Source organism: Micromonospora siamensis (assembly GCF_900090305.1).
GTDB lineage: Bacteria > Actinomycetota > Actinomycetes > Mycobacteriales > Micromonosporaceae > Micromonospora > Micromonospora siamensis.
The window spans coordinates 4,360,351-4,386,451 of sequence record NZ_LT607751.1; the positions used below are offsets into that span (position 1 = coordinate 4,360,351).

20 protein-coding genes are annotated in these 26,101 nt (G+C 71.0%); 6 read left to right on the forward strand and 14 right to left on the reverse strand.

Annotated elements, in window-relative coordinates:
• Positions 1 to 22: 22 nt before the first annotated feature.
• The 4 genes from GA0074704_RS20165 to GA0074704_RS20180 all read right to left on the reverse strand — a co-directional run bounded on the left by GA0074704_RS20165 (position 23) and on the right by GA0074704_RS20180 (position 4,303).
• Positions 23 to 1,558, reverse strand: coding sequence for a cellulase family glycosylhydrolase (locus GA0074704_RS20165; protein WP_088971940.1), 1,536 nt, complete (start codon positions 1,556 to 1,558; stop codon positions 23 to 25).
• A 161-nt stretch (positions 1,559 to 1,719) separates the two neighbouring features.
• A complete protein-coding gene (locus tag GA0074704_RS20170; protein WP_088971941.1) occupies positions 1,720 to 2,280 on the reverse strand; it encodes a GerMN domain-containing protein in 561 nt (186 codons plus the stop codon).
• Entirely contained in the window at positions 2,277 to 3,632 is a 1,356-nt protein-coding gene (locus GA0074704_RS20175) for a sensor histidine kinase (protein ID WP_088971942.1), read from the reverse strand. Before GA0074704_RS20175 ends, GA0074704_RS20170 begins: the two co-directional genes overlap by 4 nt.
• Positions 3,629 to 4,303, reverse strand: coding sequence for a response regulator transcription factor (locus GA0074704_RS20180; protein ID WP_088973838.1), 675 nt, complete (start codon positions 4,301 to 4,303; stop codon positions 3,629 to 3,631). Before GA0074704_RS20180 ends, GA0074704_RS20175 begins: the two co-directional genes overlap by 4 nt.
• Before the next feature lie 235 nt (positions 4,304 to 4,538).
• Between GA0074704_RS20180 and GA0074704_RS20185 the strand changes: the two genes are divergently transcribed.
• Both GA0074704_RS20185 and GA0074704_RS20190 read left to right on the forward strand, forming a co-directional pair.
• Entirely contained in the window at positions 4,539 to 4,850 is a 312-nt protein-coding gene (locus GA0074704_RS20185) for a hypothetical protein (protein ID WP_231926594.1), read from the forward strand.
• 90 nt (positions 4,851 to 4,940) lie between these two features.
• A complete protein-coding gene (locus GA0074704_RS20190) occupies positions 4,941 to 5,510 on the forward strand; it encodes an STAS domain-containing protein (RefSeq protein ID WP_088971943.1) in 570 nt (189 codons plus the stop codon).
• Here GA0074704_RS20190 and GA0074704_RS20195 read toward each other — a convergent pair.
• Both GA0074704_RS20195 and GA0074704_RS20200 read right to left on the reverse strand, forming a co-directional pair.
• Positions 5,500 to 5,973 carry an MOSC domain-containing protein gene (locus tag GA0074704_RS20195; RefSeq protein WP_088971944.1) on the reverse strand — a complete coding sequence of 158 codons (474 nt, stop codon included), beginning with the start codon at positions 5,971 to 5,973 and terminating at the stop codon, positions 5,500 to 5,502. The two genes, GA0074704_RS20190 and GA0074704_RS20195, sit on opposite strands and share 11 nt — an antisense overlap.
• Positions 5,974 to 5,984: 11 nt before the next feature.
• Positions 5,985 to 6,770: an FkbM family methyltransferase gene (locus GA0074704_RS20200; RefSeq protein WP_088971945.1), complete on the reverse strand. Its 786-nt coding sequence runs from the start codon at positions 6,768 to 6,770 to the stop codon at positions 5,985 to 5,987.
• Between the two features lie 226 nt (positions 6,771 to 6,996).
• Between GA0074704_RS20200 and GA0074704_RS20205 the strand changes: the two genes are divergently transcribed.
• The gene (locus tag GA0074704_RS20205) at positions 6,997 to 8,025 is read left to right on the forward strand and encodes an SIS domain-containing protein (protein WP_088971946.1); all 1,029 of its coding nucleotides are present in this window, start codon (positions 6,997 to 6,999) and stop codon (positions 8,023 to 8,025) included.
• Between the two features lie 55 nt (positions 8,026 to 8,080).
• Here the strand turns inward: GA0074704_RS20205 and GA0074704_RS20210 are convergent, their stop codons facing one another.
• Positions 8,081 to 11,428 carry an SIS domain-containing protein gene (locus tag GA0074704_RS20210; RefSeq protein ID WP_157743737.1) on the reverse strand — a complete coding sequence of 1,116 codons (3,348 nt, stop codon included), beginning with the start codon at positions 11,426 to 11,428 and terminating at the stop codon, positions 8,081 to 8,083.
• 148 nt (positions 11,429 to 11,576) lie between these two features.
• Positions 11,577 to 12,320, reverse strand: a complete 744-nt coding sequence (locus GA0074704_RS20215) for an ABC transporter permease (RefSeq protein WP_088971948.1) — start codon at positions 12,318 to 12,320, stop codon at positions 11,577 to 11,579.
• Between the two features lie 342 nt (positions 12,321 to 12,662).
• Here GA0074704_RS20215 and GA0074704_RS20220 point away from each other — a divergent pair, with 342 nt between their 5' ends.
• Complete coding sequence (locus GA0074704_RS20220; RefSeq protein ID WP_172880653.1) at positions 12,663 to 14,675, forward strand: DUF262 domain-containing protein; 2,013 nt, start codon at positions 12,663 to 12,665, stop codon at positions 14,673 to 14,675.
• 38 nt (positions 14,676 to 14,713) lie between these two features.
• Here GA0074704_RS20220 and GA0074704_RS20225 read toward each other — a convergent pair whose 3' ends face one another.
• The 3 genes from GA0074704_RS20225 to GA0074704_RS20235 all read right to left on the reverse strand — a co-directional run bounded on the left by GA0074704_RS20225 (position 14,714) and on the right by GA0074704_RS20235 (position 15,814).
• On the reverse strand, positions 14,714 to 15,277 hold the full coding sequence (locus GA0074704_RS20225) for a hypothetical protein (protein ID WP_197697555.1): 564 nt from the start codon (positions 15,275 to 15,277) through the stop codon (positions 14,714 to 14,716).
• A gap of 73 nt (positions 15,278 to 15,350) precedes the next feature.
• Entirely contained in the window at positions 15,351 to 15,602 is a 252-nt protein-coding gene (locus GA0074704_RS20230) for a hypothetical protein (protein WP_088971950.1), read from the reverse strand.
• Positions 15,599 to 15,814 (reverse strand): DivIVA domain-containing protein, encoded by a 216-nt coding sequence (locus tag GA0074704_RS20235; RefSeq protein ID WP_088971951.1) that lies wholly within the window; start codon positions 15,812 to 15,814, stop codon positions 15,599 to 15,601. Before GA0074704_RS20235 ends, GA0074704_RS20230 begins: the two co-directional genes overlap by 4 nt.
• 266 nt (positions 15,815 to 16,080) lie before the next feature.
• Between GA0074704_RS20235 and GA0074704_RS20240 the strand changes: the two genes are divergently transcribed.
• Both GA0074704_RS20240 and GA0074704_RS20245 read left to right on the forward strand, forming a co-directional pair.
• Complete coding sequence (locus GA0074704_RS20240; RefSeq protein WP_088971952.1) at positions 16,081 to 16,968, forward strand: helix-turn-helix domain-containing protein; 888 nt, start codon at positions 16,081 to 16,083, stop codon at positions 16,966 to 16,968.
• Positions 16,961 to 17,161, forward strand: coding sequence for a DUF397 domain-containing protein (locus tag GA0074704_RS20245; RefSeq protein WP_088971953.1), 201 nt, complete (start codon positions 16,961 to 16,963; stop codon positions 17,159 to 17,161). Before GA0074704_RS20240 ends, GA0074704_RS20245 begins: the two co-directional genes overlap by 8 nt.
• Positions 17,162 to 18,554: 1,393 nt before the next feature.
• On the opposite strand, the gene GA0074704_RS20255 is transcribed toward GA0074704_RS20245, so the two are convergent.
• From GA0074704_RS20255 to GA0074704_RS20265, 3 genes are all read right to left on the reverse strand, one after another.
• Positions 18,555 to 19,232 (reverse strand): hypothetical protein, encoded by a 678-nt coding sequence (locus GA0074704_RS20255; protein WP_088971955.1) that lies wholly within the window; start codon positions 19,230 to 19,232, stop codon positions 18,555 to 18,557.
• Between the two features lie 211 nt (positions 19,233 to 19,443).
• The gene (locus tag GA0074704_RS20260) at positions 19,444 to 20,232 is read right to left on the reverse strand and encodes a hypothetical protein (protein WP_088971956.1); all 789 of its coding nucleotides are present in this window, start codon (positions 20,230 to 20,232) and stop codon (positions 19,444 to 19,446) included.
• Between the two features lie 197 nt (positions 20,233 to 20,429).
• Positions 20,430 to 25,937, reverse strand: coding sequence for a DUF3320 domain-containing protein (locus tag GA0074704_RS20265; RefSeq protein WP_172880656.1), 5,508 nt, complete (start codon positions 25,935 to 25,937; stop codon positions 20,430 to 20,432).
• Between the last annotated feature and the right edge of the window lie 164 nt (positions 25,938 to 26,101).

The window sequence follows — 26,101 nt, forward strand, 5'->3', positions numbered from 1 at the left end:
GTCCCGCCCGCTCCGGGTCAGCTCACCCCTGGGTGCTGCCGCTGGCCCAGGTCACCGTGCCGTCGCTGTCCCGGTAGAGAACCAGGTTGCCGTCCTCCTGCATCCACAACGTCGACGGACCGTTGCCCCAGGTGCCGCTGGACCAGACCGCGGTGCCGTCGGCCCGGTACAGCACCAGGTTGCCGTCGTCCTGGTTGATCAGGACGACACCGTCGTGGCTGCCGCTGGCCCAGATCGCCGCGCCGTGCCGCCGATAGAGCACCAGGTTGCCGTCGCCCTGCAGGTTCAGCTGGTAGCCGCCGTCGAGGGAGAGCAGCGAGGCCCATCGCCGGATGCGCTCACCACTGCGCAGTGCCGGCCGCCAGGCCTCGGTCAACGCCTCGCTCAGGTCGTCGTGCAGGTCGGGCTTGGCGACGAGGTCACGGAGGACGACGCCGAAGTTGCACTCCGGGTCGCTCGTGGAGACACACGCGTCCCGGTACGAGTACAGGAACAGCGGCCCCGCGTACGGCAACGACCGCCACATCGACACGCCCTGGACCAGGTGGTCCCGGACGGTGGTGATGGGCAGACCGGTGGCGCCGGCGGTCGGGTAGCCGTACTCGGTGGCCCAGATCCTCTTCGCCCCGTCGCCCCACTTGACCATGATCGAGCGCAGGTACGCGAGCTCGCCGCAGGCCGGTGCCGTGCCGGGCGGGCCGAACATGTTCCACCACCGGGTCGCGCACTCCGGGTCGGCCGGCCCCTTCCCCGAGCTCCACGCCGGATACGGGTGGTGGGCCAGCGCGTCGAAGTCGGCCCCGTAGCCGTTGGCGTACGCCCAGTCCAGCCAGGCGCCCGACTCGTTCGGGTTGCTGGTGGCGGTGCTCGGGGTGCCCGCCCCGGACGCGCCGGCCAGCACCACGCAGGTCGGGCAGAGCGCCCGGACGGTGCCGGCCGCCGACCGGACGAGCTGCCAGTACCGGGCCCGCCGGTCCCCGTCGTAGTTGCCGAAGCCCTGGTAGCCGGTGGTGGCCGAGTTGTTCGGCTCGTTCCACACCTCGTAGGCGATCACCGTGTCGCCGACGTGCCGCACGGTCGCCTCGACGATGGCGGTCCAGTCCGCGTCGCTGGTCGGGAACCACTTGTCGCTCGGGTGACCGCCGTTGGCCCACGGTGGGGCGTATCCGAGCATCAGCAGCACCCGCATGCCGCGTGCCTTCGCCGCGGCCAGCACCGGGTCGAGCCGGTCCCAACGCAGCGGGCAGCCGCGGCAGTCCTGCACGTACCACCAGTCCAGGTCGATCCGGAGCAGGGGGGAACGGCCGGGCAGGTAGGAGACCATCCCGTCCAGTCGCCGCGCGAGGTCGGCGTCGTTCATCCCGGCGCCTTCGGCGAAGCCGACGTCCCACCGGTTCAGGGTGTCCGTGGCCGCCGCCACCGGGACCGGTGCGGGCACGGCGCCGGTGGCCGTCGGCGCGCCGGTCAGCAGCGCGGTGACCATGGCCAGCATCAGCAGCAACGGTGTGCGGGCGCGTCGCGCCCGGTGGAAGGTGGATGGTGCGTTGCTCGCCGTCATCACAGCTCCCCGTTCCGGCACGTTCGTCACACCCTCCACTGAGGAGTGTGGCGTGTGAGCATAGCTGCCCGAAGGCCCGGACGGTTGCCCGTCCGGGAGGTGCCCGCGACGGCCGGAGTCCGTTCGGCGCTCGCGCGGCGCCGGCCGGTGGTCGGCGTGGGTCAGCGTTCGCGGAGCAGCGGCCGGTAGTCGGCGGCGGTCAACGGCTCGCGGGACAGCGACCCGTCGGCCCGCGGCACCTCCAACGGCTGGTCACCCCGCCGGAAGCTCACCCGGTCCACGTCACCCCGACCGGTCAGGGTGCAGACGATCTGCCCGTACGCCAGGATCTCGTCGCTGCGGCCGATCTCCTCGCCGACCGGCTGCACGGTGACCTCGGCGAGCCGGCCGGTGAGCCGCGCGCCGGTCACGGTCAGCGTGCCGGGCAGCGCGGTGACCAGCCCACGGTCGCGCTCCGCGCCGTCCGGGCCGGCGAGCAGGCGTTGCAGGTGCACGTCCACCGCAGGCAGCGCCTGCACCTGCCGGACCACGGTGTCCAGGCCGTCGTCGCGGACGAAGCAGAGCGTCTCGTCGACCTGCCCGGCGGCCACGCTGGGACTGCCGGTGGCCGGGTTGGGGAACGGGCCGGGCGGCGCCTGCACCGGGCGGGGACCGTCGTCGACCGGAACGCCGCAACCGGCGAGCAGCGCGACGGTCAGCAGCGCCGCGAGACGCCGGCTCACGGCAGGCTCCCCGGCAGCTCGACCCGGAACCGGGCGCCGCCGCCCGGGCGCTCCTCGACCTGCGCCCGGCCGCCGTGCGCGGCGACGTGCGCGGAGACCAGGGCCAGACCGAGGCCGGTGCCGTCGGTGCCGGCGCGGTCGTGCGCGGCCCGGCCCCGGACGAACCGGTCGAAGATCACCTCCCGGTCGGCGGGGGGCACGCCCGGCCCGGCGTCGTCGACCTCGACCACACCGGTGTCCGCCCCGGCCCGGGACAGGCGTACGGCCACCGGGCCGTCGCCGTAGCGGACGGCGTTGTCCAGCAGGTTCAGCAGCACCTGTTCGAGTCGGCGGCGGTCGACCCGCCAGTCGGCCGGGGTGTCCGGGGCGAGGCGGACCAGCTCGGGCGGCAGCCCCCGTGACCGGCACGCCTGCCGGGCCAGCGCCGCCACGTCGACGGTTTCCCGCTGGGCGGGCTGCTCGGTGCGGGCCAGCTGGATCAGGTCGTCGACCAGGTGCTGGAACCGGGCGACCTCGTCGGCCACCAGCCCGGCCGCCATCGCGGTCCGCTCGTCCTGGTGGGCGCGCCGGCTGGTGAGGACGCTGGCCGCGGCGGCCAGGGTCTGCAACGGCGAGCGCAGCTCGTGGCTGACGTCCGCGGCGAACCGGCGGTCCCGCTCGATGCGGCGGGCCAGCTGGTCGACCATGTGGTTGAACGAGGTGGAGAGCCGGGTCAGGTCCGGGTCGGTGGTGGCGTCGAGCCGGGTGGTCACGTCCCCGGCGGCGATCCGTTCGGCGGCGTCCGCGACGGCGGTCAGCGGGCGTACGCTGCGCCGGGTGGCGTACCAGCCGAGGGCGGCGCCGGAGCCGCCCACCATGATCGCGACGGCGGTCAGGGTCAGCGCCAGGACCTGGAAGGTCTCCTCGACCTCCCGCAGCGAGGTCAGCTCGTAGTAGCTCGCCCGCTCCGACAGCGGCACGCCGACCAGCAGGGTGGCCTGCCCGTCCACCCGGACCCGCTGCACGGCCGGTTCCCCGGCGGCGACCACACGGCGCAGCTCGGCCGGGACGATGTCGCCGCTGACCTCGGCGGCCCGGGCGTGCGGCTGCCCGTCCAGGAACAACAGGGGTCGCCGGCTACCGCCGGTGTTCAGCGAACGCAGCACCTCCACCACGTCCGGCTCGTCGGTGTCGAGGCCACCGCGAACCACCTCGGCGTCGAAGTAGGCCACCCGCACGGCCGTGCGTTCCCGCTCCTCGAGCAGTGAGCGCCGGGTCAGGTCGTAGGTGAACAGCGCCATCACGGCGGCGAGCGACAGCGCGCCGACGGCGAAGCCGGCGGTCACCCGGGCGCGCAGTCCGAGCCGGGTCATCGTTGCAGCTTGTAGCCGAGGCCGCGCAGGGTCACCAGGTGGCGGGGGTTGCCCGGGTCCTGTTCGATCTTCTGCCGGAGCCGGCCGACGTGCACGTCGACCAGCCGCTCGTCGCCGGTCTCGTAGCCCCAGACCCGGCGCAGCAACTGCTGGCGGGAGAGCACCCGGCCGGCGTGGTCGGCCAGCTCGCACAGCAGCCGGAACTCGGTGCGGGTGACCGGGACCGGCTGGCCGGCCCGGCGGACCTCGCCGGCCTCCTCGCTGATCTCCAGGTCGCCGAAGGTCTGGGCGCTGACCGGGGCGGCGGGGGCCCGGCCGCGGCGGCGCAGGGCCCGCAGCCGGGCGGAGAGCTCCTTGACCGCCACCGGCTTGACCAGGTAGTCGTCCGCGCCGGCCTCCAGCGCGGCGACGATGTCGGAGGTGTCGTCGCGGGCGCTGACGACCACGATCGGCACGTCGTCGTCGCGGCGCAGCTGCCGGATGCACTCGTACCCGTCGACGCCGGGCAGCATCAGGTCGACCAGCACGTTGTCGGCGGGGGTCTCCCGCTGCCGTCGCAGTCCCTCCTCGGCGGTCGCCGCGCCGTGGGCGGTCCAGCCCTCCTCCTCCAGGGCCAGCAGCAGCGCGAGCCGGATCCGGTCGTCGTCCTCGATCACCAGTACGGCCGTCATGCTGCCCATCCTCCCCGGCCCGGGTCCGAGCTCCCAACTCCGCCGGGCGCTCGCGGGTTTTGTCACACAACCGTCATCCGACCGCCGGACGCCCGCCACGCTGCTCGCGCACGGTGGGAAACAGGGCACGCCGACCGGAAGGAGCCGACGCGATGACCGGACCGCGACCGCCCGTCGTGTCACCCGACCACCGGCTCCCCGCCGCGTCCGGGCCGGGTCCGCGCGGAGGCCGGGTGTGACCGGGGCGGCGCTGGTCAGCGCGCTGCTGGTGGGGCTCGCCATGGGGACGGTGGGGCGACTCGTCGTGCCCCGACGCCGGGCGGTGCCGGTCTGGCTGACCGTCGCCGCCGGGGTCGCGGCGGCGCTGCTGGGCACGATCGTGGCCCGCCTCGACGGCGTGGACGTGCGGGATTCCGGGGGGCGGCTGCTGGTCCAGGCGGGCGCCGCCGGGGTGGCGGTGCTCCTCGCGGTGCGTGCCGCGGCCGGCCGGCGGCCGGGCGACCCGGCCGGCTCGGGACAGCGGCCGGCGGATCCCGCCGTCCGGTAGGAACCGGGCCGGGCCGGCGCCCGTCCAACGGGCGCGGCAGCTGCGCCGGTGGACCGTCGAGCGGTCCGCCGGTGAACGAGAGGAGAGGTCATGACGGTCGTACCGGCCGATCACCGGATGACGTTGATCTGCGACGGCTGCGGCGACACCGTCACCGGCACGGCGTGCGTCCTGCCCGACGCGGAGGTGGTCTGGACGCTGGTGTTCGACAACGGCTGGGCCGGTTCCCCGTTCGCCTCCGGGCCGCACCACTGCCCGCGTTGCGAGATCGACTCTCCGGCGCGTGTCGGCGGGCGGCGTACCGTCGACGACCCGCTCGGCCTCGGCGCGCCGGAGGACGGCGACGACGGGCGGGAGCCGGCGACGACGGATCCCGCCGACGGCGTACGACGGGCCCTGGCCCGCACGGTCGACCTGGGTGACCGGCTGCTGGTGGACCTCAGCGACGTCGAGGTGATCGACCCCGCGGGTCTGGGGCTGCTGGTCCGGGCCCACCAGGACGCGCGGGCCCGGTCGGCGGCGTTGTGCCTGGTGGCGCCGTCGAGGTTCGTGCTGACCGTGCTGCACACGATGCGCCTCGACGGCGTCTTCCCGATCTTCCCCAGCCGCGCCGCCGCGGCGGGTGACGGCGGTCAGCGGGCGACGGCGGTCAGCGGGTGACGGTCACCTCGACCGGGCCGACGCGCAGGACGCCGTCGGTCAGCGGCGCGCAGCGGATGCCGCCCCGGCCGCGCAGCGCCTTCCAGGCGCCCGGCCCGATGGTCGTGTCCATCCAGGCGCAGGGTGGGGCGGGGCGGTGCACCCGCAGGCTGACCGGGCCGTCGCCGGAGTCGAGGGTGAGCACCGCGCCGACCAGGTCGTCGACGGCGATGCCGCTGGTCAGGATGTTGCGCCGGGCCTGGAGCAGGCCGGCGCCGGCCGGCAGGGACTCCTCGGCGATCAGCGTGACGGCGGCCTCCCGGTGGGCCGGCCGGCCGAAGTAGCGGTCGCCGACGATGCCCAGGCCGGCCCGGATCGTCACCCGGTCGACCAGCTCACCGGTCGGGGCCGGGGCCGGTCCGTCGGCGGGCCGGCCCACGTACCGGTGCACGGGCGAGGCCAGCAGGGCGACGATGTGCGGCACGGCGGTCGATCCTACGGCCGTCCCCGACCCGACCGGCAGTACACGTCGCCGGAGTTGGCCCGGTGCGGCAGGGCCCACAGGTAGGCGGCCAGCCGGTCGGGGGGCACCCAGTCGGGGAAGGCCAGGGACCGGCTGTCCCCGAGCGCGACGTTGAAGGCGTCGAAGCCCAGTTCCCGGAGCCGGTCCAGGCAGCGGTACGCGACCGGCCGGGCGATGGTGGTGAACTCGAAGGAGAGCACGGGTGGTGGCCGGCTCAGCCCGGCCAGCACGGCGTCCTCGAAGCCCTCCACGTCGATCTTGACGAACGCCGGCACGCCGTACGCGTCGACCAGCGCGTCGAGGGTGACGACCTCGACCTCGACCTGGGCGTCCCAGCGTTCGTGCCGCCAGCCGTCGGCGCCCTCGGCCGCTTGGCGGAAGTCGGGCGCGGCGGTGGAGACGGTGGGGTTGGCGGTGTTGACCGCGAGCGGGATCCGGCCGGCGGTCGCGCCGCAGGCGGCCTCGACCAGGGTGACCCGGGGGTCGTCGGCGTAGAGGGTGCGCAACGCTCGGGAGCAGGCCGGCTGTGGCTCCACCGCCACCACCCGGGCGCCGAGGCGGCGGAAGCAGCCGATGTGGTCGCCGACGTGCGCGCCGACGTCGAAGGCCAGGTCCCCCGCGGTGAGGAAGCGGGCGTAGAAGGCGTCCAGGCCGGCGTCCCGGGCCGGGTCGCCGTAGTAGAAGTCCAGTGAGCGGCGCAGGGACGAGGTGGCCGGGTCCTGTTTGAGCGCCTCGATCGCGACCGTCCGGGCGTCCATGGGACGACCGTAGCCCAGCCGGGGCCGGCCGATCCGGCGTTCGCGCCCCTTCCGCGCGTGCAAAAGCTGCGCGATCGATGCGCGGAGATGCTCTGTGCGGTTGAAGTTCGAGCAAGATCGTGCAACAGTGCTCGCAGGACCTGTTCCGTGGGCGGGGCCCCGACCCGGGCCGCCGCCGCGGACGTGAGCACGCGGGAGAGTCGTGGTGGCAGAAGCCGGCCAGGGGATGGCGACCGACATCGGCGAGCAGCCGACGACCTATCAACGGATCCTCGACGGCGCGGCCGCCGTGCGGGAGGTGGCCCGCGAGGTGGCCCGCCGCGACGTGCGGCACGTGGTGCTGGTCGCCCGGGGCACCTCCGACCACGCCGCCCTGTACGGGTCGTACCTCAGCCAGATCCGGCTGGGCCGCCCGGCCGGGCTCGCCTCACCCAGCGTGGTGTCGCTCTACGGCGCCCACCCGGACGTGTCCCAGGCGCTGGTGATCGGGGTGTCGCAGAGCGGCCGCTCCCCCGACCTGGTCGAGGTCCTCGACAGCGCCCGCCGGTCCGGGGCCACCACCCTGGCCCTGACCAACGCGCCCGACTCGGAGCTGGCCCGGGTCGCCGAGCTGCACGTCGACATCCTCGCCGGCCCGGAGCGGGCGGTGGCGGCCACCAAGACGTACACCGCCGAGCTGCTGTCGCTGCTGCTGGTCGTCGAGGGCATCCGCACCGGCACGGGTGCGCCGGAGCCGGCGGTCGCCCGGGAGCTGGACCGGCTCCCGGAGCTGGCCGCGCAGGCCCTGGCCGGGCGGGACCACGAGGACGTGGCGGCCCGCCTGCGCTACGCCACCCAGCTGGTCGTGACCGGCCGCGGCTACGCGTACGCGACGGCCCGGGAGGCCAGCCACAAGATCATCGAGACGTCGTACCTGTCCGCGCTCGCGTACTCGGGGGCGGACCTGCTGCACGGCCCGGTGGCCGTGGCGGACCGGGAGATGCCGGTGCTGACCATCGTCGGCGACGGTCCGGGCGGGGCGGCGATGAACGAGGTCATCGAGCGGCTGCGCACCATGCACGCCGACGTGATCACGGTCGGTCCGGGCCGGGCGGCGGGCGAGCAGGCGCACATCGGCGTGCCGGCGGTCGACGAGCGCTACTCGCCGCTGCTGGACATCCTCCCGCTGCAACGACTGGCGCTGACCCTCGCGCTGGCCCGGGGCGAGGATCCGGACAGCCCGCGCGGCATCACCAAGGTCACCCACACCCGCTGACGCGGCGGAGCGCCGGGCAGGTCCAGCGGACCCACCCGGCGCTCCGGTGCGCGCATCAGCGGGCGAGCAGGGCGCCCGCCACCTCGCCGACCGAGCCGACCAGGACCTTCTCCACCGGAACCTGCTCCAGCATGGCCGGGTCGAAGGTGGCCTCGGTCTCGGTCACCGCGGCGTCGATCTCCGCGAGCCGGGTCCCGCTGGTCTGCAGCGCGTTGGTCAGCGCGGCGGCGCTCGCCGCCGGGACCAGCGCCACGTGCAGCAGGGTCAGGCCCGACACGTGCGCGCCGACCTGCTCCGGCACCATCAGCACCAGCCGGTCGTCGGTCCGGCCGCGCACCAGCTGGATCATCCGGGCGTCGACGGCGTACCGCTTGGAACCGGTCAGCCGGGTGCCGTTGTCGGCCCGGCTGGGGGTGTCGGCCACCTCGCCGGACTTCGCCAGCACCCGGATGGCGCTCTCGTCGCCGGCCCGGTCGACCCGGTAGCGCACCGCGCCGGTCACCTCGCCGACCAGCGGCGCGTGGGCGCGCAGCGCCAGCAGCACCGGGTAGGTGAGCAGGTTGACGTCGCTGCCCGCGGCGACCAGCGCCTGGGTGAGCGGGTTCTCCAGCAGGTCGTTGTCGTCGCGGGAGGTCCCCACGGTGACCGTCTTGGCCTGGTGCTTGACCGAGTCGATCGAGCGGGTCAGCTCCTCCACCGACGCGGTGAGCTGGTCGCGGACGTAGTCCAGCGGCTCCCCCAGCTCGTCGGCGCGCATCGGCAGGCCGGCGTTGAGGCCGCGCAGCGACAGCAGCACGTTGGCCAGGCTGAGGGTGGCCTCCGGGGAGAGCACGCCCCGGGTGCGGCCGGTGGCGACCTCGGCGAGGAACTCCTCGACCGGCTCGGCCAGCTCGGCCACGTCGGTGAAGTGCGCCGCGCCCTGGTCGACCCGCTCCTCCAGCAGGGTCAGCGCCTGCCGCAGCGGCAGGGCCAGCTCGTCGATCGCCCGCGCCGAGTGGTACGAGATCAGGTGGCCCACGGCGGTGCTGAGCAGCCAGGCCAGCGCCGGGTGCGCGCGCGGCACCCGGATCACGTGCTGCGCCGCCCAGGCGATGTCGACGCCCTCGTCGGCGATGACCACCGGCGCGTTCTTGTGGGCCGCGTAGATCTCGATCTCCTTGGCCATGTCCCGCACCTGCTGCGGCGGGGTGCCCGCCGCACAGACGATGATCATGGCCTCGGCGGAGAGGTCGATGTGCTTCTTGTCCTCCAGCGCGTCGGTGGAGACGGTCCGGTAGCACAGCTCGGAGAGCTTGATCCGGACCTCGGCGGCGGCGACCCGGTTCGGGCCGGAGCCGACCACCGCCCACGACGGGTACGCGGCCATCTCCCGGGAGGCGGCGGCGACCTCGTCGGTCAGCCCCTGCACGGCGGTCAGGTGGGCCGGCATCTCCAGCAGGCCGACCAGCAGGTCGTTCTCGATCTCCGGGCGCAGCTTGCCCCAGGCGCGGGCGATCTGCAGGCCGAGCAGGACACCGGTGGCGACCTGCGAGTAGAACGCCTTGGTCGAGGCGACGGCCATCTCGACGTCCCGGCCGTCGGAGGTGTAGAGCACGCCGTGGGTCTTGTGGGCCAGGTCGCTGTCGCGGCGGTTCACGATCGCCACGGCGGCGGCACCCCGCTTGACCACCAGGTCGACGGCCCGGTTGGTGTCGGTGGTGGTGCCCGACTGGCTGACCGCGATGAGCAGGATGCCGCTCATGTCCTGCGGCAGGTCGGTGGCGGACAGCTCGGTGGCCGGGACGGCCCGGACGGCCAGGCCCGGCAGGTGCGGCCGGATGACCTCGGCGATGCCCTGGCAGGCGACGGCGGCGGTGCCCTGGCCGACCAGGACCACCTCGCGGAACCGGCCCCGGGCGATGTCCTCGCGGATGGCGGCCGGCAGGCCGCTCTCGCCGACGGAGACCTGGAGCAGGCCGTCGACCTCGGCGATCCGGCCGCGCAGGCTGCGCCGGAACGAACGGGGAGCGCCGGCGATCTCCTTGACCAGGTAGTGGTCGAAGTCGCCGCGGGCCACGTCCCGGGTGGTGATCTCGGCGGTCTGCACCCGCTCCGGGGCGGCCACGCCGGCGGAGGTCACCTCGGTGATGCCCTCCAGGGTGCCGGCGTTGTCGCCGTCGAGCACCACGACGACGCCGCCGTCGGTGGCGGAGCCGTCGACCCGCAGGTAGCGGTCGGTCAGGGCGACCAGGCCGTACACCTCGCTGGCGACGATGTAGCACCAGTCGGCCAGGCCGACGTAGAGGCCCTGGCCGCTGCCCTTCTGGGCGAGGGTGAGGTGGCCGGCGTCGTCCTGCACGCCGATCGCCATCGAGCCGTGGAACTGGGCCACGCAGGAGGTCAGCGCCTCGCCCGGGTCCATGGTGCGGCGCAGCGCCGCGGAGTACATCACCGGGATCAGCTTGGCGTCGGTGGTGATCTCGTCGGTGACGATGCCGTTGTTGCGGCGCAGCTCGACGTGGTTGTCGATGTCGCCGTTGAGCACCGCCGCCGAGTAGGGCAGCTCGGTGTCCCCGGCGACGCTGTTGACCGGGTGCGCGTTGGCCTCGCTGATCCGCCCGACGCTGGCCCAGCGGGAGTGGGCCAGCACGGAGATCCGGGCACTGGGCAGGCGCAGCGCGGTGGCCAGCCGCTCGTCGGCGACGATCGAGGCGCGCAGGTGGGCCACGTTGTCGCCGAGGGAGCCGAGGATGGCGGCGCGCTTGTAGACGAAGACGACCCCGTCGCCGACCATCTCCACCGCGCCGGAGCGGAACTTCGGGTCGGAGGCCGGGGCCAGGGTGTCCATGGTCTTGCGGTCGGCGTCGTCGAGGCCGACCCAGAGCTGCACGCCGGCGGAGTCGCGGCCGCGGACCTCCAGCCGGTCGATGGCGTCGAGGACGGAGTCCACGCTCAGGTAGGACACGGCCAGCTTCGCGTCGGCGTTGTCGCCGAAGCCCAGCTCACGCATCCGGCGGGCGGCGGCGAGCCGGTCGTTGCGCAGCATCCAGAGCAGGTCGCGAACCACGACGGCCTGCGCCTGGGCCGCCTCGACCTCCTCCGGGGAGCCCTGCGCCCCACCGTCGAGCACGGCGTCCCAGCCGTCCAGCCAGCGCTGGGTCCGGTCCAGGGCGGCGATCGCCTCGCCCTGCAGGCCCGGGTCGGCGGCGAGCAGACCGAGGGTGGCCGGCGCGGAGAGCAGGGCCAGGGCCTTCTCGGCGCGCCGGTGCGCGTCGGTGAGCAGTTCGGACGCGCCGGCCACGGTGACCGTCCCCACCGCCTCCGGGGAGGCCAGGTCCCACGTCAGGCTGCCGAGGACGTGGTCGGCCGCCACCGCCTCACCTAGGCGGTCGTACCGGGGCAGCAGGGCAACAATGCCACACATCGTGGGCGTCTCCTCAAACCGTCGACTCGGGTCCCGGGCCACTATAGTGCGCAACACTGCTGCGCAAAAAGCACCGAATCACACACGAGCTGTGCGCCGTTCACTCGTCATGTTCCATGCGTCCGTACCCGAATCGGCCCCCGTGGAATCAACGCCGCTGCAGCCGCCCCCGGGCCACCAGCTCGACGGTCAGCACCACCGCGACCGACTCCACGGCCAGCAGGCCCACCAGCACGAAGAGCTGGGTGATCCCGGCGGCCACCGGACTCGCCCCGCCCAGCAGCACACCCACGTAGGCGCCGGGCAGCGTCACCAGCCCCACGGTGCGGGTCTGGTCCAGCGCCGGGATCAGCGCCTGGGCCGCCGCCGGGCGGCAGACCAGCAGCGCCGCGTCCCGGGGCAGCAGGCCGAGCGCGAGCGCCGCCTCCACCTCACCCCAGCGACCGGTCAGCTCGTCCAAGGCGCGGCGCCCGGCCAGCGACGTGGCGGTCATCGCCCCACCGATGAGGATGCCCGCCACCGGCACGACGGCGATCCCGCGCAGCGGCAGCAGGCCCGCCAGCAGCAGCCCCACCACCACCGGCAGGCTGCCCGCCGCGATCGGCACGGCCGCCCACCAGCCGTGCCGGCCACGGGTGATCCGGCGGGCCGAGGTGCCGGAGGCGACCGCGCACATCACCGCCACGAACGCGGCCGTGGCCCACAGCGAGGTCACGATGGCGGTGATCAGCAGGGAGACGGCCGCGAGCTGGACGGCGGCGCGGGCGACGGCGACGGCGATCTGCCGGCCGTGACCGAGCCGGCCCACCGCGGCCACGGCCGCCGCGACCATGGTCAGCAGGACCAGGGCGTACGCGAGGCGGGGCCCGGTCACCAGCATCGTCGACGACATCGGGCCAGTGTCGCGCAGCCGCAGGTCCTGGAGGGGCGCGCGCCCACAACCCAGGCCCGATCTGCCGGTGCGCGCGAAGCGCGACGGATCGGCCGCTGGAGGCACCCTTCACTGACAGGGCCCGCCGGACCACCGGGTTGACAGCTCGCCCGCTCGGGTTGACGGGGAGCGCCCAGAACTACGAACGACTGGTCGAGGCCACCCGGCGCCGACAAGAGGCCCACCAACGGCCAGTGGTCACAGGTACAGGGCGGATGGATCCGAGACCATATGATGTGCGTTCGCCGACGGTCCGGGGCTCGGACATCGGCCACACACGTAGCGCGGGGTGGAGGAGATCCGATGGATTCCAAGACGCTTTCGCTCAGCAGGATCCTGACCAACGAGGTCCGCTACACCGTGCCGCTGTTCCAACGGAAGTACGTCTGGAACGAGCAGGAAAACTGGTGGCCGTTGTGGACCGACGTCGTGGAGACGACGTGCCGGCTGATGACGGATCAGGAACGGGGCGTCGACAGCACCCGGCCCCACTTTCTGGGCGCCGTCGTGCACGAGGGGCTTCTCTCCAAGACGGGGCAGTTGCCGGAACAACGCATCATCGATGGTCAGCAGCGGATGACGACGTTGCAGCTGCTGCTCGCTGCCACCCGCGTGGCAGCCACCGACTGCGGTCTCAGCAAGTCTGCGAGCAGGATCGGACGCCTGATCGAGAACCCGCACGACTCGGTGAAGGAGGCCCACGACCGGTACAAGGTCTGGCCCACGAACGCCGATCGGGAGTCGTTTCAACGAGCCATGAACGACGACCCCGACGATTCCCTGCTCGGTAGCGCATACCGCTTCTTCCGCGAGAGGGTGATCGGTTTCGTCAACACGGCCGACGGGGGTTCCGGGTGGGATCCGGGCGACGAGGACGACTGGGCGGGCCCATCGATCAGCACCGAGGCCGAGTCCGCCTCCACCGACGATCGCCTGGCCGCGCTGATCGAGACGTTACGGGATCTGATCCGCATCGTCGTCATCGAGCTGGACCCGGCCGAGGACGACGCTCAGGTCATCTTCGAGACCCTCAACGCCCATGGCACGGCCCTCCTCCCGTCGGACCTGGTCAAGAACCACATGTTCAACCGGGCTCAAGTAGCCGGGCTCTCGGTAGACGCTCTTCACGGAAAGTACTGGGCGGCTCTTGAGGACGACTGGTACTCCAAGGAGGACTCCGTAGGACGGACGCGCCGTCAGCGTCTCGATCTTGCGATCGGCTTCTGGGCCGCGTCGGCGAGCCCTCGCGGTGCGGATGTCGCACAGGCTCACCTGTTCTCCACGGTCCAGGAGATCGCCCGGGCCCGGTCCGGCCCGATGTCGAGGCCGGACCCGGAGGGGGTGAATCGGCTGTTCGCCGAGATAGCCCACCATGTCACCACCTGGCGGAGGCTCCGCAGTGCCTCGTACGGCACCGCCGAGGGCCGCTTCATGTCCAGGCTCCACGATCTCAACACCACCACGCCCATGCCCCTGGTGTTGTGGATGGCGGCTCAGGTCGACGGTCAGGTTCCCCGCGCCGAGTTCGAGCGGGCGCTGGTGTCCGTCGAGTCCTACCTCATCCGGCGCGCGGCCTGCGGCCTCACGGCCAAGAACTACAACCGGGTCTTCGCGGCCGTGCTGGCACGCGCCAAGAAGACTGACCCGGCGGCTGTGGGCGAAGCTGTTACCAGCTCCCTCGCCGACCTGACCGACGACTCGTCCAGGTGGCCGGAGGACTGGGAGTTCGAGTCGGCCCTGACTGAGGAGCCGCAGTACCGACGCCTGCTGCGCGCTTCCCGCGTTCGGATGGTCCTGGAGGCTCTGGAGTCGGCGATGCTAGGCCCGGACGTGGAGCAGTTGGCCCCGCCGGGGGCGTGCCTCAGCGAGGACGAGGCACCCGACGGAGCCGGCCGCACCCGGGCGGGGAAGGCGTTCACCGTCGAACACGTGCTGCCCCGGGCCTGGGAGACGCACTGGCCCGTCCCGCCCGGTCTCTCCGATCACGATCGCGCGCGGGAAACGCAGCGACGTAACGACGACCTCGACCGCCTGGGCAATCTCACGCTGGTCACCGGCGCGAAGAACTCCCAGATGAGCAACAGCGCCTGGCCGACGAAGCGCAACTACCTCCGGACCAAATCCCTGTTGATGCTCACCCAGAGCACGATCCTCGCCCTGCCCCGTGGACCTGAGGAGGCCCGCAGCCACGACGCCAACGCTCAGGCCGCCGACGAGCTCTTCGCCGACCTCTGGGCCACCGATCCCCACATGGCGATAACCCTCCGAGGCGCCTGCCTGGCACAGTGGGCCCTCAAGGTTTGGCCTCGTCCCTGACATGCCGCCGGGCGGCGGCGAGGGAGCGCAGCCGGAGGTCAGTAGCTGTACGTGGGCTTGAACGTGAACCCGTGGTGATCGACGACGCCTCGGTCCTTGATCGTCGCAGCATCACTCTCGGTCACCTGCTCCCATCTCTGGGCGCCCAGGAACTTCATCTGGTTCTGCTGCCGGGCGCCGAGCACGTTGATAAGGAGCGCCTCGACCTCGCGGATGACCGTGTCGCCTGTGCTGGGAACCGGGCGATCCCGCTGGCTCACCACCTTCCACCCGTCAAGCTCACCTTCCACCACATCGTCGAAGGAGAACCAACAGAAGCGGGACCATGTCCCCGCCAGGTGATCCGACAGATGATCCTTGAGCCGTCCACCGAGTCCCCCTCTTCCCCGTGCCAGGCCCACATACGCGGGGCCGTAGTGGTCGAAAAGGATGTAGACGCCACGGGCACGCCTGAAGTCGCACAGCCGGATGCTTCCCGCGTTGCGGTTCTGGCGTCCGAGCAACTGCCAGGCACTCGGTCCCGACCCCGGGCTCCAGGAGATCTCGTCCGCCTCCCAGAACATCCCGTAGGCACCGAAGAGGTGACCACCAGGCGTCGACATTGGACGATTATCGCACCTCCGAAGCATCGGCACTTTGACCGGCCGGGCACCGTCCAGCGCATCGGCACCTGGCTCAACGGCGCAGGCGGCGAGTGCAGGGGCCGTCGTGGTCGGCGGCCAGGAGGCAGCGCCGGCCGCCGGGCATCAGCAGGTCGCAGAAGACCCGATGGCGTACGTTCTGGTCGTCCTCGGCGGAGACGGTGGTCTCCCCCGGGTCGGTCTGCGGCAGGAGCACCGTCCAGCGGGCGACCACCCGGGCCAGGCGCTGCGCGGCGGTCAGGTCGGTGGCGGCGACCGGCAGGTGAATGACGTACCGCCCGGTCACCGCGCGTTCCCGCGGTCGAGCAGGGCGAGCTTCGCGACGGCGACCTCGCGGCGGCTGGCGGCCAGGGCGGTGTGGACGGCGGCGAAGTCGACGGCCACGCGGTCGAGGAACGCGTACACCTCGGCGGGGTCGAGGCCGCGGCGGCCGAACCCGGCGGGCTTGAAGCGGTGCTCGCCCACCTGCCAGGGCAGCAAACTGATGCGGTCGCTCATGGCCAACCTGCCTCTCGTCGTGGGGTGGAAGGCGGGTCCGCCCGCCCGCCGCGCACGGGCGGACCCACCCGGCACCTGCCACCGCAGCCTTCGATCGGCGGTACGGCACCAGGGCTTCTGGTGGTCAGCTTGTGACACTCCGCAGTGTTCCTGCAACGTTCCACGGCGATATTTCTTCCAGATTCATTGACTTTCTTTACTGCAACCTGTAGGTGTTGCAGAAGCGAGTCACGCAGTGTTGCGCCGTGGAATCAGGGAGTGTTCGGATGGCCGACGACCTCGGATCGACCGTGCCGCGGCGGCAGCTCGGGCGGCTGCTGCGGCAGTACCGGACCGAGGCGGGGGTGACCCTGGACGCCGCCGCCGAGGCGCTCGAATACAGCCGACAGAAGATCTGGCGCATCGAGTGCGGGATGGGCGCGGTGCGGATGCTCGACGTCAAGGCGATGTGCGAGCTGTACGGGGTCTCGGGCGAGATGACCGAGGCGATGCGAGGGCTCGCGGCCGAGACGAAGTCGAAGGGGTGGTGGCACGCGTACGGGGACGCGGTGCCGAGCTGGTTCGAGCTGTACGTGGGGTTGGAGTCGGCCGCCGCCCACCTGCGCCGCTACGACGAGTCGCTCATCCCGGGACTACTCCAAACCCGGGAGTACGCGCTGGGGCTCTATCACCCGAGCAGTCGCCTCAGTGTTGAGGAGCGGGAGCGGGCCGTTGAGGTGCGCATGCAGCGACAAGGGCTGCTGACTCGACTCCTGCCGCGACCGCCACGGCTGGACGCTGTGCTCTCGGAGGCTGTGCTCCGTCGAGCAGTTGGCGGGCCGCGGGTGATGACCGGTCAGTTCAGTCGACTCCTGGAAGTAGCAGAGTTGCCGAACGTGTCGGTGCGCGTGGTACCGCTTGCGGCCGGACCGCACCCCGGCGCGGTGGCAGGCTCCTTCGTCATCCTCGACTTTCCTGCCACCAACAAGGGACGCACTGCACCCGAACCATCCATCGTCTACAGCGAGTCGCTGACCGGGGCGCTCTATCTAGACAAGCCGGATGAGCTGGCTGCCTACGAGAACACGTGGAGAGGCGTAGAGACCCTCGCGTTGAGTGAGGCAGAATCGAAGGACATGATCAAGCGGATCGCCCGGGAGATGCGGCATGACTGACCTGACCGGCGCCGTCTGGCGCAAGAGCACCCGCAGCGGCGACAACGGCGGCGACTGCGTCGAGGTCGCCACCAATCTCCCCGACATCGTCGCCGTACGCGACTCGAAGGACGCCAGCGGACCGTCACTCGCCGTCGCCGCTGAGTCGTGGATCACCTTCGTCGCGACCCTCAAGCACCCGATCGCGCGATGACGTCCGCGCCAGCCGCTCCTGCCTTCATGGCACCAGCCGAACGCTGCGAGATGCTCGTCGAGGCTCGCGAGATACCGGGCCGAGGTTCCGGACCACTACGACGAGCCCCTTCGAGAGGTCGCCGAACGTATCGACCAAACCGGCAGCTTGGGTAAGTCCGACATCGGTGCTCTCTACCTCTGGAAACGCATCCCTCGCGGACCCTGGTGCCTTGAGCTGCTTCGGATGCCGAAGGCCAAGGTCCGAGCCATCACGTCCGCCACCGTCCAGGCCGCCCGCTTGATCGAGATGCCGGTACCTGAAGCCGCTGCTGCTGCACGTAGCACCCTTTATCCGCTTCCTGGCACGAAGACAGGTGACGCCCTGCCATCGGCGCTGATACTGGCGTCCGCACCCAAACGAATGGCGGTGTATGACATCCGCGCACACAAGGGGCTTGCCAGAGTGTGCTTGCCACTACGTAACGGCCACGGCCGGTACCGGCGATACATGGAATTGGTCGAGACGTGCCGTGCCGAGTTGTTGGCGCACGGCGCCGGGGTCCATACGGCACGGCAGGTGGACCTTGCTCTCTATTGGCTCGGTGGCCACCCGGCACACCCTGGACCACGTTGACGTCTAAGGGCAGCCCTCGTGGTCAACTCACCACGACAAGGCCCGGAAACCGTCGAAATGCCGGCGATTCAATGTCGGCGGGAACCGGCAAGAGCGCTCGGCGGCTGCCGAGGGTCGGTCCGGCCGGACGAGCCCCGGTGACGAGCTGCCCGGTTCCCCTCATCGCCGTTTGCCGAGGGTGGGCAGACCCGCCGCCAATGATCGCACCGACGCTGACCGGTCGCCGTCACGACACAGGTCGCACCTACGGGAGGCTGGATCGGTCCCCCTCCGACGAAACGTGCTGCCACAACGCGCGCACCTCACGGTGGCCCACTCCGCGTGACACCGGGAACAACGGGGCGCACCTGACTTCCGGGTCAGGCCGCCATCGCGTCCGCTGACACCGCAGCCGGCGCAGTGCGCCGCGAGCAGTGACTCGACCCGCTCCTGGGACCTGATCGCCTTCAATTCGCGCTGTCGCTTCTGTCGCTCGCCCGCATCCTGCTTGGCCCTCACGCGTCCGCGTTGCACTGAAAGGAGCCGATGCATCTGTTGCCGGACCTTCGGGTCGGAACAGCTCTTCGCGACGCGTGAACCTTGCCTCAGCAGGTCGTGTGCACCCCGAGCGTCACCGGCGCTGATCGCCCGGTCCACGGCGAGCAGGATCGAGACCAGACGATCTTCGGGAGCAACCGTCGAGCCCGGCCTGCTGGCGCGTTCGACGCCCGCCGGCACCTCTCGCCCTGCTTTCCTGCCGTTGATCGTCACCGCACTGTCCCCCGGGCCGAAGCTTCGTCTACCGGTCGTCGTCGTCCAGCCGTCGGAGGTGGTCCAGTAGCGCCTCCACCTCCGCGGCAATTGCAGACTCGGAACCATACGCTCGGTGGGCATCGTGCAGGAGGTCATCGAGTTGGCGTCGCGCCTCGGTCACGTCGCCCACGCCCGCCGCCAGCATGGCGACCTGCTGCCGCAGCGGGAACAGGGTCGGTGAGCCTGGGGCCATCTCCCGCTGCTCCTCGGCGAGCAACGCTCGCAGCTCGACCAGCGCCGACGTCCCTTCGCCCAGCTCCGCCTGACACACGGCCGCCTGCTGCCGGCATTGCCAGATCAGCTCCTGGTCCGGCACCGGCCGCGCGGCCAGGTCGGGGACCAGGCGCTGAAACTCCGGTAGCGCCTGCCGGAACGCCCCGGCGAGGACGTACAGGTTGGCCAGGTTCAGCCGCAACTCCAACACCTTCGGCTGCTTGGCGGCATGCCCCTTGCGCAGCGGTCGGAGTGCCGCCTCCAACAACTCGGCCGCCTGGGTGAACCGCTCCGCCTCGGCCAGCTCCCAGGCTCGTTCCTCCACTTCGTCCAGCTCGTCGGCGGATGGCGCGACGACTTCCGGCGCGATCCGCGGCTGCACGATGTCGACGCGGGTGGGCAGCAGCGGCGCCCGCGGCGGCAGCGGCCCGAAGGGATAGCGATAGGGCATCGTGCGCGTTCTCCCGCTCGCCCTCAGGGATGGTGAGCTGACGGAGGAACTTGATGGCGACCGGCCGGTCCAGTTTCTCGTCGAAGCCGGCCCAGACCTCCCCCATGCCGCCGTGCCCGAGCGGGTACGTCAGCTCGTACCGGTCGGCTACCCGCTCCTGCGCCTGCATCGCCTCTCCCCGTTCTCAGCCCCGGAATTGATGGATGACCCGTCAGACCCGCTCGCCTGCCAGCTCGGCCAACTCCCGGTACGCCGCCCGGACCGCCTCGGAGGCATCTGCTTCCTGCGCCGCGTTCTCGGTAGCGATGGCCGCAAGTTCAAGAGCGATCCGGAGGCGCTGCAGCTCAGCTTCGGTCTGGTGCCACAGCTTGCTCGCGCTCTCCCGCTGTTCGGCGAGTATCCGAGCGACATGGGTGTCCGGCGGGCGCGCTCCGGGCCTGTCCTGCCAGCCGGCGATCCCGGGACGAAGCTGCTGCCGATGGCTGAGAACCTCGGCGGCCTCCCACAACGCCTGCGCCAGCAGGCGGCCCCCCTCCGCCGGGTCGATGATCTCATCCACGGCGGGAAGGGCACGGCCCGCCCGCTCGGCCAATGTCTCCAAGGCGGAGAAGTCCTTCTGCTCCTCCTCCTTGTGCAGCAGGTGGTGAAGCGCGGGGAACTCCGCTCGATCCGGCGCGATCAACTCCGGAACGGGTGCCGACGACGGCGTCGCCGCCGCAAGGCAGAGCACCAGCACCAGCGCCGCCACCACGAAGACCGCCAACGGCGGTACGCCGCTGACGAACAGTCCCAGGGCGCCGATCAGAGTCAGCGTGGAGAACACGACGGCGGCCGGAACGTTGTGACCCTTTTGCACGGGCGTAAAGGCGCGAAGGTGCGTGATGCTCCCCCACTCATGCTTCATCGGCCTCTCGGAGAACCGCAGCGGCGCCAGGGCGACCATGGTCTGCGTGTCGTCCTGGGCGATCCAGAGATGGAAGGGGGACTCGGACGGGGACAACCGTCCTCCTCTCGGCGGTATTCAGTTAGGCGATGCCCTTGCGGCGGCGGATCATCTGGTACGCCTGTCGGCGGGCGAACTGGTTGAGCTGCGAGCGCAGCCTCTCGTCGTCGAGGTAACGCTGCATCAGCTTGCCGTTGTCGTCGTGCCTGGACAGGATCGCGTTCTCGATGCGCCCGTCGGAGACGAGTCACGATCTATCGAGGCGGTTGAGGGTTGGCCGACAAGCTGTGACCGTTGGTGATGAGTACGCCGTCGGCAACCAACCCATCGATGAGTAGTTCGAGCCGCCGGGAGATGTCAGGTCCACGCCGCGTCCAGCCGTACAGCTTGGCCACGTGCGCACTCAGCTCCTCTCGCGCCACCCCGCCCGTGTCCCGGACGAGGTTCGCCAAGGCGAGTGAAAGCTCATCGTCGTGGATCTGATCCACGCTGCGGCTGCAGGCGTCAACAGGGCTACGGACTTCGCTGACGACGGCACCCGGCACGCGTACGAAATCCCCGTCACGATCGAGGCCAGCCTGACGGATCGCGGCATCGACGTTGTCCCTGATCCGCGACCCGATCCGGCCAATGCCCCAGCACTCGCGCAACCTCTGATGCATGACCGAAATGTGCACGGGACCTTCGACGGCGGCAACCTCGGCGACACCGACTCTCATGGCATGTGCGCTGCCGCGTTCGCCGGGATCCGCCCAGTAGGGCAAGCGATCGACGACCGCGGTCCGGTACGGCGTCACCCAGGTCGGTTGCAGGTCGAGAGCCGCCGCCTCGACAGTGACTGCGGGACGCTCGATGGCCTCTTCCACGCTGGACAGGAGGCCACGCACCGGGGCGGCGACAGCCTTCCCGATCGCAACCCGCAGCCGCTGTTCCTCGCCCAGCCGGTTGCGGTACCAGGCGGTGCCCCAGATGCGGTGTAGCCGCCACCCGAGGCCGCGCAGGACCTGATCACGCAGCCGGTCCCGGTCCCGGGCGACCTTGGAGGAGTGATACTGGAATCCGTCACACTCGACGCCCAACACATAGACGCCGGGCCGGTCCGGATGGCGCACCCCCATGTCGATTCGGTAACCGGCGGCGCCGACCTGCGGGGTCACCTCGTATCCCCAGGAGCGGATCACGGAGATGACCGACTCCTCGAACGGTGATTCGGCGTCGCCTCCCGTGCTGGTGTCCAGCGCCAGGGCCGCGATGCCGCGTTCGGCGTAGTCCAGGTAGCGACGCAGATGCCGCAGCCCTTCGCTCCCGGCTGCGGCAACGATGTCCGAAGCCCGCACGCTGGTGACGATCTCGTTGCGGAAGCGCGCCCGGGTGATGGCCACGTTCAATCGCCGCCACCCGCCGGCCCGGTTCAGCGGGCCGAAGTTCATCGTCGTCTTGCCCGCCTCGTCCGGGCCATAACCGATCGAGAAGATCATTACGTCGCGCTCGTCGCCCTGTACCGACTCCAGGTTCTTGACGAAGAATCCGTCAAGCCGGTCGTCGGTGAAGAACCGGTCGAGTTCCGGCCAGTCCTGGCGTGCCTGCTCAACGGCATGCTCGATAGCCGCCGCCTGCGCCTCGGAGAAGCTGACCACACCAAGCGTGAGGTGCGGACGGGTGACGAAGTGGTGGATGACCCTCTCCGCAACCTTGGCCGCCTCGGTCGGATTGTCGCGCGACGAGCCACGGCGATAGGTACCGGGGACGTGGAAGAGCTCCACGCCCACGTCCGGCCCAACGTCCTCGGCACCCGGGAAGGTGATAAGACGACCCTTGTAGAACGACGAGTTCGAGAAGGCGATCAGCGCTTCGTGCCGGGACCGGTAATGCCAGCGCAGCGTGAGCGCGCGGAACTCGGCGGATCCCTTCATGAGGTCGAGGACGGACTCGAAGTCGACCCCGTCCTCGGCCTCCTCATCCCATTCGTCGCTGTCGTCGGCGACGCCAGCGGTGAAGAAGCTGGTCGGTGGGAGCTGTTTCTGATCACCGGCCGTGATGAGCGCGTCGCCCCGGTAGATGCAGTTCACGGCATCGGCGGGGGCGACCTGGCTCGCCTCGTCGAAGATTACGACGTCGAATCGCATGTCGGGCGGGAGGTACTGACTGACCGCCAGCGGCGACATCATGAAACATGGCTTGATCGCCTGAGTGACGTGACGCGTGCGTTCCAACAGCAGCCGCACCGGCATGTGCTTCTTCTTCTTGCCGGCTTCGCGGCGAATGACGCCCGACTCGCCCAGGTTGTTGCGCGGTCGCAGGGCGTTGCAGGCGGTGATGATCCGGGATGTCGCCCCCGCGATGAGCGCCCGGTCCAGAGCGCGATACTCGCCCACCAGTGAGTCGCGATCCTCGGCCCGCACGACACGTAGGGCCGCATCCTGGTGCAGGTGATGGTCGGCCCACTCCTGCAGCAGGGCTCGCTCCAGGACCAGCGGCACCTGATCGGCGCCGACGCCCTCGGTGATGCAGAAGTCGATTGCGGTCTCGAGTCCCACAGCGACCAGTTCAGCGCGGGCACCTTGGTACGCGAACCACTCGTCCTGTCCGGCACTGTCGTCGCGCAGGGCCGCGATGAGGTCGCCTGCCTCCGCGTAGTCGTCGAGTTCGGTACCGAGCTCCGCGTGCCTGCTCGGTTCGAAGGCCGCCAGCAGGTCGGCCCGCGCCCCGGCCCACCGCAGTTCGATCTCGCCCAGCTGAGGCGTGGGAACGATATGCTCCAGCGCCCTGGCCTGAGCGAGGGTCAGCGGCTCATCGAAGCCCTTCGTGCTCGCGCGCATTTGTGCGGCCCAGTCCAGTGCCGTGTGCACTGACGGCAGTTCGGTCCGCTCACCTGAATAGAGCGAGCCAAGGTTCGACGAGTAGGCGTGGCCGTTCGCGGCGAGCGCGGTGTAGGCGGCGTCGACCGCCGCGCGTAGCTCAAGCAGGTGGCGGGACTCGGCGACGGTCAACTGCCGGTCCACCGCCTGGCTGACCGCCCCTGCCAGCGCAGCCGCCGAACGCAACGGCGTCAGGTGGGTGTGCAGCCATTCGACCGCCTCCGTGATGGCAAGCAACGCGAGCTCCGGCCGTGCGGCGGGCAGCGGTTCCGGTGCCAGGCGCGACCGCCAGTCCTGCAGCCCCACGCGCGTCTCGTCGGCGACGGTGAGGACGCTGGTGTTGGGGGTCGCATCGACAGCGATGTGGTCGGCCAGCTTTCGCAAGTCGGTGGTGCGTGCCTGGCGGATCGCGGTATCCGCGACCGTCAACGCGTGGTCGATCCGGTCGAAGTCGGTCGATCGGCCGTCGTAGTAGGTGCCTAGGTTCTTTGCGTGCCGAGTTTCTGCCTCGGTGAGGGCGCTCGCGGCCTGCTTCCAGGCGATCGCCAACTGCAGCTGGTCACGCGCCGACTGCCAGTCGACGCCCGCGCAGGTGAGGGTCGCCAGAGTGCGCTTGTCCGCGCGGTAAGCGCCGCCGAGCTTCTTCATGCCTCGGTGGTCGTGCGTGAAGCGGTGCGCCAATCCTTCGACGTCCGCCACGAGTACGGCCTCGGAGTAGTGTGCTGCCGCTGCCTTCTCGGCCTCCAACAGGGCGACGATGGCCTGCCGGAGCGTCTGCGCGGCGCTGGCGGCTGCGGCGTGGCCCTCGGCGGACAGCCACGCACGCTCCGGACGGATGCCGCTGCCGCCGAGACCTGCCACCGTCAGAGTCGCCTCGGCATCGTCGAACGACACGACGGGCGGCAGGCCGAGCATGACAGCCACCCCGGTGAGCGAGCGGCTGGCCGCCTGCAAGGTCTCGGCGTCGCGCGCGAAAGTGTCGGCGAGCACGGTGGCCTGCTCCGACGTAAGTCCTGCGAGGTGCAGTGGCGCGACGGTGAGATCTGCCAGCGCGGAGGCGTCGAGGTCCGGCGTGGTTTCTTTGGTCGGAATGTCGCACCAGGACACGCCCGCGGCACGGCTGGCTGCGTCCTGCCGTTCGGCGAGTTCCCGCAATTCCGCGGCGAGACGATCCGCGGACTCCCTGGCCGAGTCGAGCGTCTCAGCGGTCAGCCACTGCTGCGGCACACCGGCAGGCTGTACCGCGCAGTGCGCGACGATGCGTGCGAGGTCGGCCGCCTGGCACAACCGGCTGACGTCGAACGCGGCGGCCAGCGGCGCATGAGCCGCGGTCACGCCGGCCAACGCGTCGAGCGCTGAAGCGGCTGCGTAGAGACGCGCGTCCAGGGAGCCGGGATGTGTGACACCACGCCAGACGAACGAGCGTCCCTGGGAGGCGGGTCGCCACGCCCTGGCCAACCCCGCGGCGGTGGCCCGAACGGTGCCGAACATCTCGACGGTCAGATCGACCGGCGCGATGCCGCTCATCGGAGCCGCAGGCACGTGGTGCAGGTTGGCGATCATGCCGAGGACGTCGTGCAGTGAGTAGTTGAGCGGCGCCCGCGGCACGTTCATGGCATCGGCGTACGCGTTCAGCTCCTCGCGGCGGCGCCGGGCGTTGTCCAGGTCAATGTCATTCATTCCGCTCGGGGCGACCGGAACGGTCTCCAATGCCTGCCCCAGAGCCGATGCGACCTCTTTCCGCGTCGCCTTGTGGGAGTGCAGCTCCAGCAGGTACGCGCTGAGCCCCACGTCGTGGAGCCGGTTCCGGACCACTTCGAGTGCTGCGGCCTTCTCGGATACGAACAGCACCCGCTTGCCGGCGTGCAACAGTGCGCCGATCATGTTCGCGATGGTCTGCGACTTGCCGGTTCCCGGTGGTCCGTCCATGACGAACGAGCGGCCTGCCAGCGCGGCGGCCACGCTGGCCCGCTGGGAGGAGTCGGCGTCGAGCACCAGCGGAATCCGCTCCGCCGGCATGTCCTGGTCGATCCGTTCGTCGGTCAACTCTTCGAAGAGGAAGCCGGCGCCGCCTGAACCTCGCCCGCCTGTCGCCAGCGCCTGGATCGCCGGATGTCCGGCGACGGACGCCTCGTTGTCGAGCAGGTCGCGGTACATCGCCTCCTTCGCGAACGAGAAGTAGGAGAGCGTGACCTCGTCGTTGACCCGCCAGCCGGCCTGCCCGGCCACGGCGGCCCGCGCTTCGGCCAGGAAGGCGGCATAGGCGACGTCCTCGAGGTCGTCGACGGTCGGCAACGTGACCATGAGCTGGTTGAGCTTGAGAGTCAGCGCCGGGTTGACGACTGGGTCTTCGTCGGCACGCTGCAGCAAGGGCAACTGCCGCGCCCCGGTCGGAACGAGGCGGACCGGGACGAGCAGCAGCGGGCTGGTATACCGCGCCTTGTCACCGTCGGTCCAGGTCAGCGAGCCGAAGGCGAGGTAGAGAATCCACAGACCTCGGTCGAGGAACTCCTGGTTCGACCGACGCATGAGGTTGCGAAGCGCCGAGCTCAGATCACTGAGCGGCTTGTCCGTACGGAGGACATCTACCCGGAAAGCCTTGCCCGGTGCGCCGGAATCAGCTGCAGGGAGGGCGCGGCCCGGTTCGGTCCGTGCGTTCTCGAACTCGTCGCTGCCCTCCTCCACAGGCCGGAACCGAAAGTAGCGGCCGGCGTTCAAACCGGCCAGGACCTCCGTGGCCGCCGGTTCAAGCACCCGGACGGCCCCCGACTTGCTCAGCCGGAAGTTGAGGAGCCGGTTCGTGCCGGAGAGGTTGATGAGACTGTCACGCCATTGATGGATGGTGGCCTGAAGCAGCCGATCCTGCGCCGGAAGGTCTTCGTTCACGCCGGCGTTGCCGCCCATTTCAGATTTCTCCATCCGCGTTAGAGGTCTCAAGTCGGGCTACCGCGCCGTGGGGCAGGCGCCTGTGCAGGGTGTTGAAGGACTCATGTCCCCGCTAAGGAAGCGTCGACCGGCGGACGGTCGGCAGGTCACAAGGGGGATCTCAGAGGCGCTCCGCGCAGTGG

Excerpts from the sequence above, each read along its gene's own strand:
- GA0074704_RS20165 (WP_088971940.1), bottom strand. The coding sequence starts at position 1,558 with ATGACGGCGAGCAACGCACCATCCACCTTCCACCGGGCGCGACGCGCC.
- GA0074704_RS20175 (WP_088971942.1), bottom strand. The coding sequence starts at position 3,632 with ATGACCCGGCTCGGACTGCGCGCCCGGGTGACCGCCGGCTTCGCCGTC.
- GA0074704_RS20180 (WP_088973838.1), bottom strand. The coding sequence starts at position 4,303 with ATGACGGCCGTACTGGTGATCGAGGACGACGACCGGATCCGGCTCGCG.
- GA0074704_RS20190 (WP_088971943.1), top strand. The coding sequence starts at position 4,941 with ATGACGGTCGTACCGGCCGATCACCGGATGACGTTGATCTGCGACGGC.
- GA0074704_RS20200 (WP_088971945.1), bottom strand. The coding sequence starts at position 6,770 with ATGGACGCCCGGACGGTCGCGATCGAGGCGCTCAAACAGGACCCGGCC.
- GA0074704_RS20205 (WP_088971946.1), top strand. The coding sequence starts at position 6,997 with ATGGCGACCGACATCGGCGAGCAGCCGACGACCTATCAACGGATCCTC.
- GA0074704_RS20210 (WP_157743737.1), bottom strand. The coding sequence starts at position 11,428 with ATGTGTGGCATTGTTGCCCTGCTGCCCCGGTACGACCGCCTAGGTGAG.
- GA0074704_RS20215 (WP_088971948.1), bottom strand. The coding sequence starts at position 12,320 with ATGTCGTCGACGATGCTGGTGACCGGGCCCCGCCTCGCGTACGCCCTG.
- GA0074704_RS20220 (WP_172880653.1), top strand. The coding sequence starts at position 12,663 with ATGGATTCCAAGACGCTTTCGCTCAGCAGGATCCTGACCAACGAGGTC.
- GA0074704_RS20225 (WP_197697555.1), bottom strand. The coding sequence starts at position 15,277 with ATGTCGACGCCTGGTGGTCACCTCTTCGGTGCCTACGGGATGTTCTGG.
- GA0074704_RS20235 (WP_088971951.1), bottom strand. The coding sequence starts at position 15,814 with ATGAGCGACCGCATCAGTTTGCTGCCCTGGCAGGTGGGCGAGCACCGC.
- GA0074704_RS20240 (WP_088971952.1), top strand. The coding sequence starts at position 16,081 with ATGGCCGACGACCTCGGATCGACCGTGCCGCGGCGGCAGCTCGGGCGG.
- GA0074704_RS20245 (WP_088971953.1), top strand. The coding sequence starts at position 16,961 with ATGACTGACCTGACCGGCGCCGTCTGGCGCAAGAGCACCCGCAGCGGC.
- GA0074704_RS20255 (WP_088971955.1), bottom strand. The coding sequence starts at position 19,232 with ATGCCCTATCGCTATCCCTTCGGGCCGCTGCCGCCGCGGGCGCCGCTG.
- GA0074704_RS20265 (WP_172880656.1), bottom strand. The coding sequence starts at position 25,937 with ATGGGCGGCAACGCCGGCGTGAACGAAGACCTTCCGGCGCAGGATCGG.